Source organism: Hymenobacter nitidus (assembly GCF_020447315.1).
Classification (GTDB): domain Bacteria; phylum Bacteroidota; class Bacteroidia; order Cytophagales; family Hymenobacteraceae; genus Hymenobacter; species Hymenobacter nitidus.
In genome coordinates this window covers 86,631-104,166 of record NZ_JAJADQ010000008.1, presented here as the reverse complement: position 1 = coordinate 104,166, position 17,536 = coordinate 86,631, and the positions used below count along the sequence as shown (strand labels likewise).

General features: G+C 64.1%; 17 protein-coding genes. 8 read left to right on the top strand and 9 right to left on the bottom strand.

What is annotated here, in order from left to right:
- Window positions 1-39: 39 nt before the first annotated feature.
- Together LGH70_RS15620 and LGH70_RS15615 are read right to left on the bottom strand one after the other, a co-directional pair.
- On the bottom strand, window positions 40-1,194 hold the full coding sequence (locus LGH70_RS15620; protein ID WP_226187405.1) for a glycosyltransferase: 1,155 nt from the start codon (window positions 1,192-1,194) through the stop codon (window positions 40-42).
- Window positions 1,191-2,231 (bottom strand): lysylphosphatidylglycerol synthase transmembrane domain-containing protein, encoded by a 1,041-nt coding sequence (locus LGH70_RS15615; protein ID WP_226187403.1) that lies wholly within the window; start codon window positions 2,229-2,231, stop codon window positions 1,191-1,193. The genes LGH70_RS15620 and LGH70_RS15615 overlap by 4 nt, the downstream gene beginning before the upstream one ends.
- 91 nt (window positions 2,232-2,322) lie before the next feature.
- Between LGH70_RS15615 and ruvC the strand changes: the two genes are divergently transcribed.
- Entirely contained in the window at window positions 2,323-2,958 is a 636-nt protein-coding gene (gene ruvC / locus LGH70_RS15610; RefSeq protein ID WP_226187402.1) for a crossover junction endodeoxyribonuclease RuvC, read from the top strand.
- Window positions 2,959-2,990: 32 nt separating this feature from the next.
- Here ruvC and LGH70_RS15605 read toward each other — a convergent pair whose 3' ends face one another.
- The 5 genes from LGH70_RS15605 to LGH70_RS15585 are packed head-to-tail and all read right to left on the bottom strand — an operon-like array spanning window position 2,991 to window position 6,061.
- Complete coding sequence (locus LGH70_RS15605) at window positions 2,991-3,386, bottom strand: hypothetical protein (RefSeq protein ID WP_226187401.1); 396 nt, start codon at window positions 3,384-3,386, stop codon at window positions 2,991-2,993.
- Window positions 3,370-4,122: a class I SAM-dependent methyltransferase gene (locus LGH70_RS15600; RefSeq protein WP_431357427.1), complete on the bottom strand. Its 753-nt coding sequence runs from the start codon at window positions 4,120-4,122 to the stop codon at window positions 3,370-3,372. Before LGH70_RS15600 ends, LGH70_RS15605 begins: the two co-directional genes overlap by 17 nt.
- Entirely contained in the window at window positions 4,119-4,862 is a 744-nt protein-coding gene (locus LGH70_RS15595) for a DUF2071 domain-containing protein (protein ID WP_226187399.1), read from the bottom strand. Before LGH70_RS15595 ends, LGH70_RS15600 begins: the two co-directional genes overlap by 4 nt.
- A gap of 9 nt (window positions 4,863-4,871) precedes the next feature.
- On the bottom strand, window positions 4,872-5,264 hold the full coding sequence (locus tag LGH70_RS15590) for a DoxX-like family protein (protein ID WP_226187398.1): 393 nt from the start codon (window positions 5,262-5,264) through the stop codon (window positions 4,872-4,874).
- Entirely contained in the window at window positions 5,261-6,061 is an 801-nt protein-coding gene (locus LGH70_RS15585; protein WP_226187397.1) for a PhzF family phenazine biosynthesis protein, read from the bottom strand. Before LGH70_RS15585 ends, LGH70_RS15590 begins: the two co-directional genes overlap by 4 nt.
- Window positions 6,062-6,255: 194 nt before the next feature.
- On the opposite strand from LGH70_RS15585, the gene LGH70_RS15580 reads away from it, so the two are divergent.
- From LGH70_RS15580 to LGH70_RS15570, 3 genes are read left to right on the top strand one after another with little or no spacing between them, the layout of a single operon-like run.
- Complete coding sequence (locus tag LGH70_RS15580; protein ID WP_226187394.1) at window positions 6,256-6,825, top strand: RNA polymerase sigma factor; 570 nt, start codon at window positions 6,256-6,258, stop codon at window positions 6,823-6,825.
- A gap of 2 nt (window positions 6,826-6,827) precedes the next feature.
- Window positions 6,828-8,618 (top strand): outer membrane beta-barrel protein, encoded by a 1,791-nt coding sequence (locus tag LGH70_RS15575; RefSeq protein ID WP_226187392.1) that lies wholly within the window; start codon window positions 6,828-6,830, stop codon window positions 8,616-8,618.
- 40 nt (window positions 8,619-8,658) lie between these two features.
- Entirely contained in the window at window positions 8,659-9,606 is a 948-nt protein-coding gene (locus LGH70_RS15570; protein WP_226187390.1) for a hypothetical protein, read from the top strand.
- Window positions 9,607-9,702: 96 nt separating this feature from the next.
- On the opposite strand, the gene hutI is transcribed toward LGH70_RS15570, so the two are convergent.
- The gene (gene hutI, locus LGH70_RS15565; protein WP_226187388.1) at window positions 9,703-10,956 is read right to left on the bottom strand and encodes an imidazolonepropionase; all 1,254 of its coding nucleotides are present in this window, start codon (window positions 10,954-10,956) and stop codon (window positions 9,703-9,705) included.
- A 125-nt stretch (window positions 10,957-11,081) separates the two neighbouring features.
- The gene (locus LGH70_RS15560) at window positions 11,082-12,203 is read right to left on the bottom strand and encodes a spore photoproduct lyase family protein (protein WP_226187386.1); all 1,122 of its coding nucleotides are present in this window, start codon (window positions 12,201-12,203) and stop codon (window positions 11,082-11,084) included.
- A 235-nt stretch (window positions 12,204-12,438) separates the two neighbouring features.
- On the opposite strand from LGH70_RS15560, the gene LGH70_RS15555 reads away from it, so the two are divergent.
- From LGH70_RS15555 to LGH70_RS15540, 4 genes are all read left to right on the top strand, one after another.
- Entirely contained in the window at window positions 12,439-13,293 is an 855-nt protein-coding gene (locus tag LGH70_RS15555; RefSeq protein WP_226187383.1) for a DUF4440 domain-containing protein, read from the top strand.
- 30 nt (window positions 13,294-13,323) lie between these two features.
- Window positions 13,324-13,935 carry a bifunctional nicotinamidase/pyrazinamidase gene (pncA, locus tag LGH70_RS15550; protein ID WP_226187380.1) on the top strand — a complete coding sequence of 204 codons (612 nt, stop codon included), beginning with the start codon at window positions 13,324-13,326 and terminating at the stop codon, window positions 13,933-13,935.
- A gap of 12 nt (window positions 13,936-13,947) precedes the next feature.
- Window positions 13,948-14,475 carry a 2'-5' RNA ligase family protein gene (locus LGH70_RS15545; protein ID WP_226187377.1) on the top strand — a complete coding sequence of 176 codons (528 nt, stop codon included), beginning with the start codon at window positions 13,948-13,950 and terminating at the stop codon, window positions 14,473-14,475.
- 219 nt (window positions 14,476-14,694) lie between these two features.
- Window positions 14,695-17,487, top strand: coding sequence for a TonB-dependent receptor (locus LGH70_RS15540; RefSeq protein ID WP_226187374.1), 2,793 nt, complete (start codon window positions 14,695-14,697; stop codon window positions 17,485-17,487).
- Window positions 17,488-17,536: the final 49 nt, after the last annotated feature.

Below are 17,536 nucleotides of genomic sequence, written 5' to 3'. Positions count from 1 at the left end.
CGCCACACTGCCGGGTCTTTCCCTGAAAATACGAAAATCTCAGGTCGTAACCGCGCGCTCTTTCCAAGTGTAGCGCCCCCGCAGCCCCAGCAGCCCGGTGGCCAAAGCATACGGCGCGTAGAGCACCTGCAGCAGCGCCACCCACCACAGCCACTGCCGCCGCCCCAGAAACCGCAGCACCAGCATCAGAAACCAGCTATCGGCCACCAGCTTCACAGCCCAGGCCGCCAGCACCCAGGGCCAGAGCGCCGGCCAGGCCACCATCAGCACCACCCCCAGAAACAGCGCCACGTTGGCTCCCAGCACCAGCAAGGCCAGCTGTTGCGAGGCCGCGTGCTGGTAGTGCCGCCACTTGCTGGCCCAGCGCACCCGCTGCGTGAGCAGGGCTCCAACCGTGGCTGGCGCTGCCGTGGAGACAATAGCGGCCGGGTTTTTCAGGAAGCGGATGCTGCCGGGAAAGGCCGCGTGCAGCTTGTGGAGCAGAAATTCGTCGTCGCCGCTGGCCAGGTGCTCGTTGCCGGCAAAGCCCCGCACGGCGGCAAAGGCGTCGCGGCGGTACGCCAGGTTGGCCCCGTTGCACATGGTAGGACTTTGCAGCCCGATACCGGCGGCCCCCACTCCTATCAGCCCCGCGAATTCGAGACCCATCAGGTGCTGCCAGGGCGTAGCAGGGCCGGTGAGCAGCACCGGGCCGCTGATGAAGCGGGCTTCAGGATCGGTGGAAACCACGGCGGCGTAGCTGCGCAGCCAGTCGGGGCCGAAGCGGCAGTCGGCGTCGGTGCAAACCACCCAGGGGGCGCGGGCGTGGTACAAAGCCGCCTGCAGCGCCGCTTTTTTACCGGTGCCCGCACCGGGCTGCTCCCTGAGCGACACCAGCCGCAGGGGAAACGGGCTGCTAGCCGCCGCGGCCACGATTTCGGTCGTGGCGTCGGTAGAATGGTCATCCACAATAAGCACCTCGAAGGAACCAGCTGGCAGCGTTTGCCGCGCCAGATCGGCCAGCAAGTGGGGCAGATTGGCGGCCTCATTACGGGCCGCTATCAAGACCGAAAACTGCGGACTACCGGCCTGAATGGACGCGGCAGTCAGCGGCACGGTGGGCAGCCGCGCCCAGGCCCGATGAAAAGCCACCATGCGCACCGCGTACAGGAGCGGCAGCGCCAGCAGCGCTATTCCGACCCACGCGCTGCTCATAGCGAAGCCGGTGTTGCGGCAGCCTTCTTGCGAAACACCTTCAGGCGCAGCACAAACAGCAAACCGGCGGCGCTGGGCAGGGCAATATTGAGCACCCACAAACTCAGGCTGGCGCTCAGCACCGGCAGCACGGGTTCCTGCAGCAGGCCAAACAGGTGGGTGGCCGACAGCTCCCGCACGCCCACGTCGGCCAGGGCATTGAGCGAGGGCACCAACGACTTCATCAGAAAGGTGCCGGCAATGGCGGCCAGCCCCGGCCCGATAGGCGGCGAGGCGCCATACGCCCACAGCAACAGGCCAAACTGGGCGCAGAACACCGCGTAGCGCAGCATCGACAGGGCCAGAATGGCGTGCAGGGCGTGGGCCGGGTAAGTGGGCATAACGGCTAGAAACCGCCGGAACCGCCGCAGGGGCCTGACGACCGTTAGGGCCGAGAGCAGCAGGCGGGAGCGGTAGAGGGGCAGAATCACGCCGGCATTCAGCAGCAGCGTCGCCACCACCAGGCCCAGACCGGTAGCCGGAAAGTCCTGCAGGTAAAACGTGAGCAGGAAGTAGAGCAAGCCCACCGTGCCAGCTACAACGGTAGCCACCAGTTGGCAGTAGCGCCCCAGAAATACCGCGCCCAGCGCATCGAGCCGGCGACTTTTCAGCTCCATGATGCGGCCGGCGTAGTCGCCCACGCGGTTGGGCGTCACGAAGCCCAGGGTGAGGCCCACCAGCACGGCCCGGAAGCAGCGCCGGAACGAAACCGGCTCGAGGTGCCGGGCCAGACGCCACCACTTCCAGGCTTCCAGGCCCCAGTTGACGGGTACCAGGGCCAGGGCCGCCAGCACCGGCCCGCGGCCCGAGCCGCTGAGCGTGGAGCTAAGCAGCTGCCGCCAGGCCGCGGCCGTAGCCGCGTCGGCAAAAACGGAGTGGTAGAGCAGGCCCAGCGTAAGCCCGGTGATGAGCAGCTTGCCCCCCACCACCAGCCCGCGCCGGCCGGGCGCAGGTTGTTCCGGCTTTTGGACGTAGTTTTGTAAGTTGGGCGGGGGCAAAATGGCGGCGCATTGATTAGCTTCGGCAAGTTACCGACGAAAATTCAACGGAACTCCACTTCCCTTCTTCGTCCCCGCGCTTCGTCTGTCTATGCTTCTTTCCTCTGCCTCCTCCCCCACCGACCTGCTGCCCAAGATTATTATGGGCGTAGACCCCGGCACCCAGATTATGGGCTACGCCGTCATTGAGGTGACCGGCTCCCGGGTGACGGTGCTGCGCTACGACGTAATCGACATGAAGAAGCTGGGCACCAACCACGCCCTCAAGCTTAAGAAGATTTTCGAGCGGATGCTGGAGCTGATTGACGAGTTTTTGCCCGACGAGCTGGCCATCGAAGCCCCGTTTTTTGGCGTGAACGTGCAGAGTATGCTCAAGCTGGGCCGGGCCCAGGGCGTGGCCATTGCCGCCTGCCTGTCGCGCCAGATTCCCTACGTGGAGTACGCGCCCACCAAGGTAAAGCAGGCTGTCACGGGCTCGGGCTCGGCCAGCAAGGAGCAGGTCGCCAAAATGCTGCGCCAAACCCTGAAGCTGCCGCCCATTGAAGAAGCGCCCAAGTTTCTGGATGCCACCGACGCCCTGGCCGTGGCCATGTGCCATCACTACCAGAAGGGCAACAACGTGAAGGCCGGCACCAAGAGCTGGGACAAGTTCCTCACCGACAACCCCGAGCGGATGGCCAGCGCCTCGGGCACCAAAAAAGCCCCGGCCAAGGCCAAGGCGAAGTAGCGCCTGGCGTGGCTTACTAGGCAAGCCAGGCGCTACTGCCAGTACACGGCAAAAAAGACCACCGTCAGGTACGTCCAGAGCAGCACAAAGCCGGTGTGCACGGCGGTTTCGAACCGCTTGCCCCGCCACAGTTCGGCCGAGTAGCCCACGAACTGCACCACCAGCCGCACCAGCCAGAAGATGCCGAAGCCCAGGGCTATAGTTTGCCCCAGCGGCGTACCCACCAGATCGGGCGCGCAGAGCAGGCACAGCAGGCCCATGAGCAACACCACCAAGGCAATAAAGAGGGTGTGCACGTACACCATTTGCCGGTTAATCAGGCTCAGGGTCTGCAGCTCGCCGCGCCAGTTAAAGTAGCGCGGAAAGCCCGCGTGCAGCAAGGCCAGCGGAATTAGCAGGCCACCAATGATTCTAAGCTGAGTCTCCATTTACTTCGAGCATAAAGGCGGATACAAACGGGGTAATTTTCTGTTCCTGCTCCACCCGAAAGCCGGCCTGGGCAAATACCCGCAGCCAGGTGCGACGGGAATAGAAATGCAGAAAGCCCACGGTATACGCCAAAAAGTTGGCCGAATCGCGCAGGTGCTCCACCACCACCACGCGGCCCCGGGGCTGCACCACCCGGCGCACTTCCCGAAAGAAAGCCACCCGCTGCGCCTGCGCACGGATTTCGTGGGCCGAGAGCAGCACCAGCACGCAGTCGATGCTACGGGTGGGCAGCGGCAGGTCCTGGGGCTGCACCGCCACCGTGCCCGGAAATGGTGGGTAAGCCGCCCGGGCCCGGCGAATGGAAGCTTCAGTGTGCAGCCGGGGGTCGTAAAAATCGAATACCCGCAGCTCGGCGCCGGCAAAGTGCTGGCCCAGCAGCCGGCTGGTTTCGTCGAAGCCAGCGTGAATGTTCAGCACTTGCCGGGCCGCTGGCGCAGGTGGTTCCAGCCAGCCAAAGCGGTACAGATCGGAGTAGTCGTACACGTAGTACGAGGCCAGCAACGAGGCGCTGAGGGGCAGGGCCGCCAGCGCCAGCAGCCCCCACGCGTACGGCTGCCAAGCGGCGGGAGCCGCTGCGGCCAGCAATGCCAGCAGCAGCAGCCCGCCCGCGGCCGCGGCGTAGAAGGGCCAGTTGAACCGCACCACATTCCCGACGCCTTCCAGGGGCTTCCTCACGCGGGCCATGTTTCCATTCGTCCTTTCTTCCAGCTGTAGGGAATATCCGTCATGGTAAAGGCACTGGCCAGGCGACACTCCCGAAACCCCAGCCCCCGCAAAAAGCCCACCTCAGCTGAGTGCACCCGCACGGGCCGGGGCTGCCAGTCCTCCCGCACCCCCTCCACAATCACGACCTGGCGCGTGGCGGGCGCGTAGGAAAAGGTGAAGGGCAACGGGCCTGCAAACCGCCGCGCCTGCTGCCAGCTCCCAAACGGCGACCCGTCGGGCAGGGCCGGCTCATCGGCGGGCAGTAGTTTCACCTGAATGTTTAGGGCGGCTTTTTCGGAGCGAAAGGCGAGCTGGCCGGCGGCTACGGTTTGCTGGATGTCGATGGTGCGGTAGGCGTAGCTGGTAAACAGGTTGCCCAGCCACTGCATCTTGCGCTTGTCGGTGTCCGAGCCCAGAATAAAGAGCCCGCGCAGCCGCTTGCCGGCCGGGGTGGTATAGCGCACAAACACCCGGTAGCCGATCAGGAAGAAGTTGTGGCCCAGCCAGGCCGGCAGCCCCTGGGGCCGCAGCTCCCGGGTTTGAACCAGCGCCACGGCCACAAAGCCCCAGGTATCGTCCAGGGTATCCAGCGTGAGGCACTCCGGCAGCAGGGACTGCAGCTCGGCTACGGGCACGGCAAACGTGAGCACCGTAGTGCGGCTCAGCCGGGCCTCGACGCCGAAAGGATGATGCGCAAGCCAGGCTGCCATAGGTAAAAATTAGTGGGAACGGGCAACAGGGGCCGACTGCCCGAAGCCGTAATAGTACAGCACCAGGACAAATAAGCTGGCGAAAACGGCATTAAACTGGTGCCACAGCAGCAAATCGGCGGCCAGCAGAAACTCCAACGCGTTCATGCTCATCACCAGCCCAATCTGGGTGACTACGCTCAGCCGCTGCCGGTACCCGCTCAGTACCCAGATAGCCACGCCGATTTCGCCCAGCCCGATTAGCCAGGTAAGGGGCGCGGCGTAGGTGGGGCCCAGAATGCGGGCCACAATGGTTTCGTGGCGGGGCACTAGGTGCAGCACTTTGCACAGGAGCCCGTTTGCCAGCCACACCCCGGCTATGGCGTAGCGCAGCCCGGCCCGGAGCCAGCCGGCCGATTTCATTGGTTGCCCAGCTCGATTTCACCCTTCAGATACGTCACGGCGTAACCGCTCATCAGGGCCCGGTCGCCGCGCAGCTCGCACCACAGGTCGCCGCCCCGGGCTGATACCTGGCGGGCGCGCAGCTTGGTTTTGCCTAGGCGCGCGGCCCAGAACGGAATCAGGGAGGCATGGGCCGAGCCGGTCACCGGGTCTTCGGGCACGCCCACGCGAGGGGCGAAAAACCGCGACACGAAGTCGATACCGTTGGAGCCGGGGGCGGTAGCAATAACACCTACGTACTCCAGGGCCGCTATTTTAGCCATATCCGGGTGCAGGGCCAGCACTTCGGCTTCCGAATTGAACAGGGCCACCAGGTCGCGGGAGGCCAGCACTTCCAACGGAGTAGCCCGCAGCGCGTCGAGCAGGCCGGTGGGGTGCGTTTCCAGAACCTGCGGGGGCCGGGAGGGAAAATCGAGGGTGAAACGGCCGTCGGCGGCGTGGCGCACGCGCAACGGGCCGCTTTTGGAGTGGAAGGTTATTTCCTCGCCCTGAAAGTTGAGGTGGCGAAACAAGACGTGGGCCGAGGCCAGGGTGGCGTGGCCGCAGAGGTCAATTTCGGCGGTGGGCGTAAACCAGCGGATTTCGTAGTCGGAGCCTTGCCGGGGCACGAAGTAGGCGGTTTCGGCCAGGTTGTTTTCGGCCGCTATGGCCTGCATGGTTTCGTCGGGCAGCCACTCGGTGAGCGGGCACACGGCGGCGGGGTTGCCGGCAAAGACTTTGTCGGTGAAAGCGTCGATTTGGTAGAGCGGAAGCAGCATGAGGAGCGCGAAAAAATGGAGTGGCCGCTAAAGGTAGAAGAAGAACTGGAGGAAGATGTGCCGCCAAGCCGCAGAATTTGCGGTTTTCAGCGTTAGGCAGCCGGCCAGAAATATTTCCACCCCCACGCAACGCTTGGCCGGGCCGGCTGGTCATGGGGGCAGAAAGCAGCTGCTCCCTTCTTTACCTCTCCTATTTGTCCCTGGCCTTTTGCGCCTGCATGCCGCACCTCGACGACATTTTGCAAGGCTGCAAGCGCGGCAACCCCAGCTCCCAACGGGCACTCTACGACCTGCTGGCCTACCGGCTGCTGGGCGTGTGCCTGCGCTACTGCCCCTCCCGGGCCGAAGCCGAAGATGCGTTGCAGAACACGTTCGTCAAGATTTTTACCCGCCTCGACCAGTACCGCGGGCAGGGCCCGTTCGAAGCCTGGGCCCGCCGCATTGCCGTGACAACGGCCCTGAACGCCTACCAGCAGCACCGCCAGCGGGGGCCGCAGGTGGAAGCTGATGAGGCCCACGACCTGACCCACCCCGACGGCACGCCCTTCGACCAGCTCTCGGCCGACGACCTGGTGCGCCTGATTAATACCCTGCCCGTGGGCTACCGCACGGTGCTGAACCTCTACGCCGTGGAAGGCTACACGCACGCCGAAATCGGGGCGCTGCTGGGCATTTCGGAGGGCACCAGCAAGTCGCAGCTTTCCAGGGCGCGCCACCTGCTGGAGCAGCGCCTGCTGGCCAACGACCGAATTCAACTCAACTAACGATGACCGAGCACGAATCAGAAGACCTCTACCAGGAGCTGCGGCGTAAGCTGGCCGACTACGGCAGCCAGCCCTCGGAAGAGGTGTGGGCCGGCATCCGGCAGCAGCTGCCGGCCATGCCCGTGGTGGTACCGGCGCGCCGCAGCCGGCGGGTGCTGTGGCGCAGCGTGGCAGCGTTGGTGCTGGTTGGCCTGGCGGTATTCTTAACGGTACTGGGCACCCGGCAGGGGCGCCGGTCCGGCCAGGCTCAGCAGCCGCTGACTCAGCGCGCAACCCAGCCGAAAAGCGCCGCAACAGCTTCCGCAGCAAGCCCGGTAGCGGCCACAGCTTCCTCCCGGCCTTCCGCAACTACATATCCCACCGCCCCAACAGTCACCACTGCCACGCCAGCACCACTTTCAAGGGCTAAAAACAACGCTTCGGCATCCACCACCTCAACCACTACCACAAACGCTCAGGCACCATCGGTACCGGCCGCTACTGGCCCGGCCCGTCGCTCAACAGTACCGACAGGAGCCGAAACCGTTGGCAATCAAAAGAGCGTTACCCGCCGGAATCTGGCTTCGGCACCCCGGCCGGCGGTGGCCGGCGCCTTGTCTGCGGAAGGTACACTTGCCGCTCATTCAGCCCGCCGCCAGTCCCTGCGAAACGGCACTTCTCAGCCCGAACTGCCTTTCCCCAGCTCTCCGCGCCGTACGCAGGAAACGTTGCATCAGCAAGAGCAAGCGGTCCGCCGCACTGCCGACCCAGCCCTTTCCCCGGGCGCAGAACCGGCTTCGGTAGCGTGGGGCAACGGTGACGCGGAAGGGCGCATTACGGCCCCGAACCTGCCTGGCAGCCCGGCCGCTTTTGCCGAAGCGGCTACTGTTGCGGCCCGCCAACCGCCGCCGGGCACTGCACCAGCTACTGCCAACACCACACCAACAGTACCCAGCAGTGCGACCAGCCCACAACCGGCTTTCACCTCTACGCTGAACTTGCGCGCCGTGCAGCCCGCACCCGCGTCGTTTCCCCTGCCCGCTCCCCTGTCGGGTGTGCTCCTAGATTCGACACGGCGCCAGATGGCGGTGGCTGGACGCTGGGCCGTGCAGCTGCTGGCCGGCCCGGCTTACACTTACCGGCAATTGAGCGGCCAACCCGAAACTTCCTCACCCCCGGTGGCGCCGCTGGAACGCGCCGCCGTGGGCTATTCGGCCCAGCTCAGCGGGCAGTACGCGGCCACGCCTCGCCTGGCCCTGAGCCTGGGCGCGGGCTACACCGAGTTTGCGACCCGCCTCAACCTGATTGTGCCGACTTACAAGCCGGAATACACCTCTTTCCGCTACACCAAAATCTTCTTCAACAACGGCCGCTACGACACGCTTCGGGTTTCGGACTCAACCATGACGATGCGGCGCGACAGTAGCCGCCTGGTGCGGCAGCGCGACACGTACCGCTTCCTGACCGTGCCCGTGCAGGTGCAGTACCGATTGGGCACCACGGGGCGGTTTTCTTACCAGGCCGTGCTCGGGGCCAGCCTGAACCTGTACGTGGGCGGGCGCACCACCCAAAACGGGGAGGACTGCCGCTGCGAGCAACGCACCTGGGGCCCCAGCGGCAGCCCGTTCCGCGTGGCCAACGTGGGTCTGCTGGCGGGGCTGGGCGTCGAGTACCGCCTCACCGGGCGCTGGCAGCTGCTGGCCCAGCCCACCTTTCACTACTCACTCACACCTGTTTCCCGGTCCAGTGAGGTCTATACCCGCCGCCCCTTCGGCCTGGGCCTGCAAACCGGCGTGCGGCTGCAGCTGCCATAACGCTTCTCTTTCTCACTTTTCACCTTTTTATTCCTATTCCATGAAGAACTATGCCCTGTATTTTCTCCTGCTGCTGACCGGTCTGTTGTCGGCCGGCTGCCAGAAAGACGCCGACCTGCTGGACTGCGAGCCTCCCGTAGTAGCCAGCGCGCTGCAAACCCTGGCCACCAAGCACGGCGTGCCCACCCACAAAGTGAACGTTCCAAACAATCAATACAACGTCATCCGCACTCCTAAGGGAGGAGTCATTGCGTTTAACGACAACTCCTTTGAATTCAAGGACGGACAGGCGCTACCCGCCACCGCGCAGCTAGAGGTCCGCTACCGGGAAATCTATGACAAGGCGGATATGATTCTGAGCGGGACGCCCACCGTGTCCAACGGTCAGCCCATCGAGTCGGCCGGGGAGTTTTATATCAAGGCCTTTTCCAACGGCAAGGAGCTGCGGCAGAAAAAAAACAAGAGCATCTTTATTAATACCCCCGTGCGCCGGGGGCAGACGCTGCCGGGCATGCAGATTTTCTTCGGCACCACCGCGGCCGATGGCAGCTTCAACTGGCTGCTGCCATCGGCTTCCGATACCCAATCCCGGGTATGGACCTCCACTGCCATCGATAGCGCCTTCTACAATCTGACGGTGGCCAACGATACGCTGGGCTGGATCAACTGTGACCGGTTTTTGAACCTGAGCCCGCTGACCAAAGTCGAAGTGACCGTGGCCGGGGCCTTGCCGAGCAATACGCTGGTTTACCTGGTATTCCGCAACCGCAACGCCGTTATGAGCGCCCGCTTCGACCCAGCGGCCAAAACCTTCACGGCCAGCAATATGCCCGAGCAGGAGCCGCTGTCGGTGCTGGTTATTCAGGAAGCTAACGGCAAATATTACTTCGCCCGCCAGGAGGTGACCATAACAACCAATATGCGACTGGCCCCCAGCTTGCAGGAAGTAAGCGAAGCTGACCTGGTGGCCAGAATAAAGGGTTTATGATAGGTTGCTCGTGTCCTATTCGACTAGATTCAGAATATTTATGCAATAGCAGGGGTGGCCGCCAGCAGCGGCCACCTTTTTGCGTTTTGGACCGGGTTAGCCGTGCTGCACCTGCCCGCCAATGACGACGTTGCGCACCGGGTTTTCGCCCAGCCAGTAGGGTATTTCCTGGTAGTCGGCCACATCCAGCACCAGCAGGTCGGCGCGCTTGCCCACTGCCAGGCTCCCGATTTCCGGGGCCAGATTCAGGGCCCAGGCCGCGTTGAGGGTGACGGCGGCAATGGCTTCTTTCGGCGTGAAGCCCATTTTTAGACAGGCCACCGACAAGGCCAGCCAGAGGTTTTTGCTCGGACAGGAGCCGGGGTTGAAGTCGGTGCTGAGGGCCACGGCCACACCCTGCTCGATGAGCTGGCGGCCGGGTGCGTACTTCTCCTGACGCAGAAACAGCGGTACCAGCGGCAGCAGTACGGCCACGGTGGGGGTGGCCGCCACGCCGGCCGCATCGGCGGCGTTGAGGTAGTCGCAGTGGTCGACGCTAATGGCGCCCAACTCGGCGGCCATAGCGCAGCCGCCCAGGTCGTGGAGCTGCTCGGCGTGAATTTTCAGGCCGAAACCCAGCTGCTGGGCCCGTTGCAGGTAGCGGCGCGAGTCGGCCACGCTAAAGGCGCCTTCCTCGCAGAAAATATCCACGAAATCAGCCTCGCCCGCCAGCTCCGGCAGCACTTCCCGGGTTAGAAAGTCGAGGTAATCGGCGGGGCGGCCTTTGTACTCGGGCGGCACCACGTGGGCGCCCAGAAAGGTGGGTACCACCCGCACGGGCTGCTGGCGGCCGGCCTGGCGGGCCACGCGCACCAGGCGCAGCTCAGTTTCCTTGTCGAGGCCGTAGCCGCTCTTGGCTTCCAGGGTGGTGATGCCGTAGCGCCGGAAATCCCGCAGGTGGCGCAGAGCAATGGCCAGCAGCTCGTCTTCCGCGGCGGCCCGGGTGGCGCGCACCGTGCTCAGGATGCCGCCACCCGAAGCCAGAATATCGAGGTAGGACTCGCCCTGCAGCTTGCGCTGAAACTCGTGGGCCCGGTTACCGGCAAAAACCAAGTGCGTATGGCACTCCACCAGCCCCGGCATCACGACTTTACCCGCGGCATCCAGCACTTTGGTTTCGGCCGAAATCTGCGCTTCATCCAGCTCGGCTATGCTGCCCAGCGCCACGATTTTATCGTCCTGGCAGGCCACGAAGGCGTTTTCCAGAATGCGCCAGCCGGCCAGGTGCGGGCCGCGCAGGGGTTGGTCGGTGGGGCCGCCAGCCAGGGTCAGGAGCTGGCCGCAGTTGCGGATGAGCAGGGAGTATGCCACGGAAAGAAGGCGGCCCGGGGTGGAAACAGGACGCGGCGCTAAACTAACTACATAAAAAAAGGATACGCCAGGGGCCGGCGTATCCTTTCCTGGCAAGCCTCGTCACCAGCTTCGTGGTCAGCGTCTTAGGTCCAGTACTGAATTGGGGCGTGGGGAAAGCGGCGCTGCCATTCCGTGAAAAAGAACTGCTTGAGCGTGCGCATATCCTCGGGCTGGTATACGTATTTGGTACCCCCGAACTTGTTACGCTTCACAGCCCGCCCCTCTTCCGCCAAGTCCAAGCTCGTATTGGGATACCACTGCAGCAGCACATCCTTGGAGCCGGGCGTGAAGCGGTGGCTGATCATCTCCACGGTCAGGTCGCAGGCGAAGTCGAGGGTGGCCGCCAGCCTATCGAGCAGGGCCGAGTACTGCTCCCGCCAGTTGGGAATGGGCATGATAGGCGCCAGCACCACGCCCACGGGGTAGCCGCCCCCGCCCAGCTCCCGCGGCAATGCCAGCTGCCGCAGGGCCTGCAAACGCGCCTCAATAGAAGCCGTGCCCCCTTCGAGCCGCCGCGCCACGGGCTCGGCATTCAGGCTGAACCGGGCGCGGGTATGGCCGTTGTGGGGCAGCTCCAGTAGCGAATCAACCTGGTTGTACTTGCTCACAAAGCGCAGCTGGGCCCCTTCGCGGGTGCCGTAGTAGCGGATGCACTCGGCCAGGCTGCCGGTCAGGTGCTCGATGCCTAGCACGTCGGTGTAGCAGCTCACTTCGAAACTGGTACGGCGGCCGGCCTGTTCGTAGGCGGCGGTGCCTTCCAGCAATTTGGGCAGGTTGGCGTAGGCCCGCACCACCGGCGGCCCCGGCAGACTGCCGGCCAAATAGCAGTACTGGCAGTGGGCCGGGCAGCCTTCGGCCAGGTTCATCTGCCAGTCGGCCGAGGGCGGGGTGGGCTGCAGCTTCAGGGCGCTGGGCGGGGCGCACACCACGGCCAGGGTGTTCTTGGCGTTGCGGTAGGTTTCGCGCACGTCGGCGCCGCGCAGGCCGGTCAGGCGGTTGCTTTTCAGCAGCTCGATATCCAGGTTGTGGGCCTCGGCCCGCTGCAGCATCTGCTGGCCGAAGGGCTCGTGGAGGGCATCGGGGGTGAAGAGCACGCGCTTAGGCAGCCACAACCGGGCCGCGTGCGTCAGGGGTTGCGGGGCGGATGTGGGCTGGTCGGTGAGCAGGGTATCGGAGAGGGAAACTAAGGCGCCGGATTCAAGCATCAAGTCAGGTAGCTGGTACGGGAATACAACACCTTTCGGGGGCCATAAAGTCCATCCGCACGCGTTTAAGACAATATTTTACTATCTGAAAATCAACAATTTATCGAGTTACGAACTGATTTCATGTGAAAATCTCACCGGGCCGGGCATCTATTGGAACCGCGGGTTGCATCTACTTTGGAAAGCCGCCGTTTTTAGCTAACCCAGTGTGCGTACTCTGTTGTCTCTGAGCCCAATGAAACTACTTTTCCTCCCTTCCGCCCTGCTCCTGCTCAGCCTCGGGGCCGCCGCCCAGCAGTCGGCGCTGGACGAGATGGTAGCCGCCGAGCGCAGCTTTGCCCAGGCGGCCCGGCAAACCAGCACCAAACAGGCCTTCGTGGCCAGTATGAGTGATTCGGCCATCATGTTCACCAACGGCAAGCCCGAGCTGAGCAAGCCGGCCTGGCAGCAGCGCCCCGAGCAGCCCAATGCGCCCCAGCTGATCTGGGGCCCGGCATTTGCCAGCATGGCCGCTTCGGGCGAGCTGGGCTACACCACCGGCCAGTGGTACATTGAGCAAACCGGCGGGCAGCGCGTGGCCCACGGCCAATTTTTCACGCTCTGGGGCCGGCAGCCCGACGGCCGCTTCCAGTTCCTGCTCGACGTGGGCGTGTCGCACCCAGACCCGGCTTCGTCGGAGCTACCCGCGCAGGTAGCCACGGCCCCACGCCCGGCCCGAACGGGCAAAGTCCGCCCCGCCAGCCTGCCCGCCTTGGACCAGCAGCTGACGGCGGCCGTGGAGAAACAAGGCGTTGCGGCCGGCTACGCCCCGTGGCTGAGCGCCCAGGCGCGGCTGCTGCGCGAAACCCACGCGCCCCTCACTACACCCGCCGCCATTGCCGCCGTGCTGGCCACCGACCCGGCCCGCCGCTTCACCGCCCAGGGCAGCCGCGTAGCCCGCTCCGGCGAGTTGGGCTACACCTACGGCACTTATCTTTCCGTCCAAACCCCAGCCGACCAGGGCGGTTATCTGCACGTGTGGCAACAGGAAGCCCGCGGCTGGCGTTTAGTGGCCGAAGTTCTTACGCCCGCAACGCCGCCTAAGCCCTGAACCGGCCGACTTTGCCTTATTCCCCTTCGTATGAAAGCCCTGTTACTGATTGATATTCAGCCCGATTTTATTCCCGGTGGCGCCCTGGCCGTGCCCGAAGGCGACGCCATCGTGCCCCTGGCCAACGCCCTGCAGCCCCACTTCGACCTGGTAGTAGCTACCCAGGACTGGCACCCGCCCCAGCACAAAAGCTTCGCGGCCAGCCACCCGGGCCGGCAGCCGTTCGAGGAAATTGATCTTAATGGGCTGCGCCAGGTGCTCTGGCCTGTGCATTGCGTGCAGGGCTCGGCCGGCGCGGGTCTGGCCGAAGGGCTGGACACGAACCGCATCGAAACCATCTTCCGCAAGGGCACCGACCCAGAAATCGACAGCTACAGCGGCTTCTACGACAACGGCCACCGCAAATCGACGGGGCTGGCCGAGTACCTGCGCGGCAAGGGCATCCGGCAGGTATACGTGGCGGGGCTGGCCGCCGACTATTGCGTGTATTTCACGGCCAAGGATGCCCTGCAGGCAGGCTTCGACACGTTTCTGATTGAGGATGCCACCCGCCCGATTTCACCCGAGGGCTTCGAGCTGGCCAAAGCCGACCTCCAGCAGCTGGGCGGCCACATCGTGCAGAGCACCAGCCTGCTTGCCTAACCCCGCCCCGGTATGACTTCTCCTCCTCCGCCCCCCGAGGCCCCGCTGATTCTGACCCTGGCCCTGGATGAGCTGACCAGCCGGTTTTTCAACGAGCTGCGCCGGGACCATTTTCCGCCGGCCCGCAACTTTCTGGCGGCTCACCTCACCTTGTTTCACCATCTGCCGGGCACCGAGCGGGCGGCCATCGAGCAGGTGCTGGCTGCTTACGTGCGCAAGCAGCCCTCCTTGGTGCTGCAGGTCAGCGGGGTACAGTTTCTGGGGCAGGGCGTGGCCTACCGCGTGGAAAGTGAGGCCCTTGAAGCCCTGCACCGCGACCTGCAGCAGCAGTGGTGGCCCCAGCTGACACCCCAGGATCAGCAGCGGCGGCGCCCCCACGTGACGGTGCAGAACAAGGTGCAGCCCGAGGTGGCGCGTGCCCTGCACCAGGAGCTGGCCACGGACTTCACGCCGTTTGCTGCCACCGGCACCGGTCTGCAGCTGTGGGCGTACCGCAACGGCCCTTGGGAGTGGCTCCGGGATTTTCCCTTTGCCAGCTGATTAGAACCGCAATATTAGTTTAGTTCTATTCTTTACTTCCGCATCTGGAACGAAGTTTGAGTGCGGCTGCTTGGTCGGCTGCCGGACGCTTTTGGCCAAAGAAAAACCCCGGCTTCACCGAATAACACCGCAGCACGTTTCCGCTAGAAGCCGCATTGAATTTACCCGAACCGTCAATAGCTTTGAGGTTCGCCCGCCCTGAACTACCTCACACTGTGCATGCAACATCTTTATTTTCTTATCGCGGCGGCGCTGCTTACCGGAGCCGCCCGACCTACGGTTGCGCAGTCCAGTAAAACCCGCTCCTCCGCTACTTCCTCAAAACATCCTATTCCGGCCCAGCCGGCGGTTTCGGTAGCTGAGGCCGTGGGCGGCACGGTACTCAGTAGCAGCGGCGAAGTTTTGCCCGGTGCCACGGTATTCATAAAAGGCTCTTTCATCGGCACCAGCACCAATGAGCTGGGCCGGTTCCACCTGCCTGTAGCTTTCGATAAAGGCTCCGTGACGCTGGTGGTAGCTTTCGTGGGCTACGAATCCCAGGAAATCACGCTGAGTGAAGCCGACTATGACCTGGTCGTGACCCTGGCGCCCAGCGCGGCGGCCGTAAATGCCACTGTAATATCGGCCTCGCGGGTAGAGGAAAACATCCTGCGCACGTCCGTTACGATTGATAAAGTATCGGGCCGGCAGATTGAGCGCATTAGCACGCCGGAAGTGCTGGCCGGGCTGGGCCAGCTGCCGGGCGTGGATGTGAACTCGGCCTCGATGCTGTTCACCAGCGTGAGCACCCGGGGCTTCAACACGGCCAAGAGCGAGCGGGTGATTCAGCTGGTCGACTACATGGACACGGCCCTGCCGAGTCTGAACCTGAGCCCGGGCAACCTGGTGGGCATCCCCGAGCTGGACATGGAGAGCATCGAGCTGATTCACGGCCCGGCCTCGGCTTTGTACGGAGCCAACGCCCTGAGCGGGGTCGTGTTGTTCAACAGCAAGGATCCGTTTGTGTATGACGGGCTGAGCGTGCGCCTGCGCGGCGGCCAGCGCGAGCTGCTCGACGGACAACTCCGCTACGCCAAAAAACTGGGTCAAAAGCTGGCGGTGAAATTTAACCTCAGCGGCTTTCAGGCTACCGACTGGGTTGCCCGCAACTTCGAAGCTACTTCGGCCTCCCTGAACCCGCAGGGCTCGCCCCTGGGCTACGACGCGGTAAACCGTTCGGGCGAAATGAGCTTTCAGTTTACGGCCGACCCCAGGCAGCAGCTGCCCGGCGGCACCCACCCCGACCTGTACGGCAAAACGGCGTATATGCCCGGCTTCACGGAGCAGGAGCTTATCGGTCCCGACCAGAAAACCAGGTCTTACCGCCTGCAGGGCGCCGTTTCCTACCTGATTAAGGACGACCTGAAGCTGACGGTGGAAGCCAAGCGCGCCACGGGCACGTCCACGTATCAGAACATCAGCCGCTTTCGGGTGAAAGACTTGGGTACCAACCAGTACCGGGCCGAGCTGAAGAGCAACCGGGGCTTTATCCGGGCCTATTCCACCGAAGACTTCACCGGCAGCAGCTACGAGCTGGCCCAGCTCGGCGCCCTGCTGCTGGGCGCTACGGCCCAGGAAAACAGCCCCTACGGCCCCTTGAGTTATACGCAGCTGTATTTCAGTACCTATAACTCGGCGTATTCGGAGGCCATCCGGCAGCCGGGCACTACGCAGCCCCAGGCCCTGGCCCTGGCCCAGCAGGCCGCCAATGCCACCCAGCTGCAAAGCTCGGACCCACGCTTTGCCACGTTGCGCGCCCAGATTATTGCCGACGACCAGCCCGGCCGCGGCGCCCGGCAGAACTTCAACTCTTTTCTCAACGACATCAGCGCCCAGCGCAGCTTCCGGGTGTCTGACTTCGGCACCGACCTGATTCTGGGCGGGGCCTACCGCGAATACCGCCTGGGTTCGGGCGGCAAGCTGTTCGACGACTTCAACCGGCCGCGCATCCGCAACTACGAGTCTGGGGCCTACGGACAGCTGACCCAGACCTTGCTGAACGAGCACCTGAAGCTGGCCCTGGCCGGCCGCGCCGACTACTTCCAGAACTTCTCCCCGGCGTTGTCGCCCCGCGCGTCGGCCGTGTATTCGTTCGGGGCCGAGCAGCGCCATAACTTCCGGGTTAGCTACGCCGGGGCTTACCGCAGCCCCTCCCAGCTGGAGCAGTACGCCCACTCCGACGTCACCTCGTTTATCGTGCTGGGCAACATCGGCAACGGCTTCCAGGGCTACGGCTTCACCGATGCGGCCGGCAACCCGTACGGCACGCCGGGTATCCCGCTTTCGGCCTTTGCCATGGCGCTGCCCACGCTGAAGCTGGAGCATTCGACCACCGTGGAGGCCGGCTACAAAGGCATGCTACGGCCCCGGCTGTACGCCGACGTGAGCTACTTCCGCAGCGCCTACAACGACTTTATTGGGGGCCAGCCGTTTGCGGGCAACGTGGATGGCAACCGCCCCACGCCGGCCCAGATTGAGGAAGGCCTACCCGGCTTCACGGACCGCACCAAGCCCACACGCATCATCTTTACCTGGTACAACAACGCCCGGCAGGTGCGCACCCAGGGCGCCACGCTGGGCCTGGCTTACCAACTGAGCAAGGCCCTGAACCTGACCGGCAACTACTCGCTCAACGTGCTGGACCGCCGCACCCTACCCGCGGGCTTCCAGACGTTTTTCAACACGCCGCGGCACAAATTCAACCTGGGCGCCCACGGGGTAGTGCTCCACCACCTGACCTACGCCCTGAACTACCGCTGGGCCGAGGGCCACCGCCAGGAACTGCCGTTTGCCACGGGCAACATTGCCAGCTACAGCTCCACCGATGCCTACCTGGGCTACGCCCTGCCCGCGCTGGCTACCACGCTGCAGGCCGGCGTGTCCAATCTGTTCAATGCCAACAACGTGCAGATCATCGGTGGCCCCCAGATTGGCCGGCTGGCTTTCCTGGGACTACTGGTAAATCTGCAATAACAGCCGGTTTTTTGGAACACGCAGCAAAGCCGGAGCAACTCGGAATTCT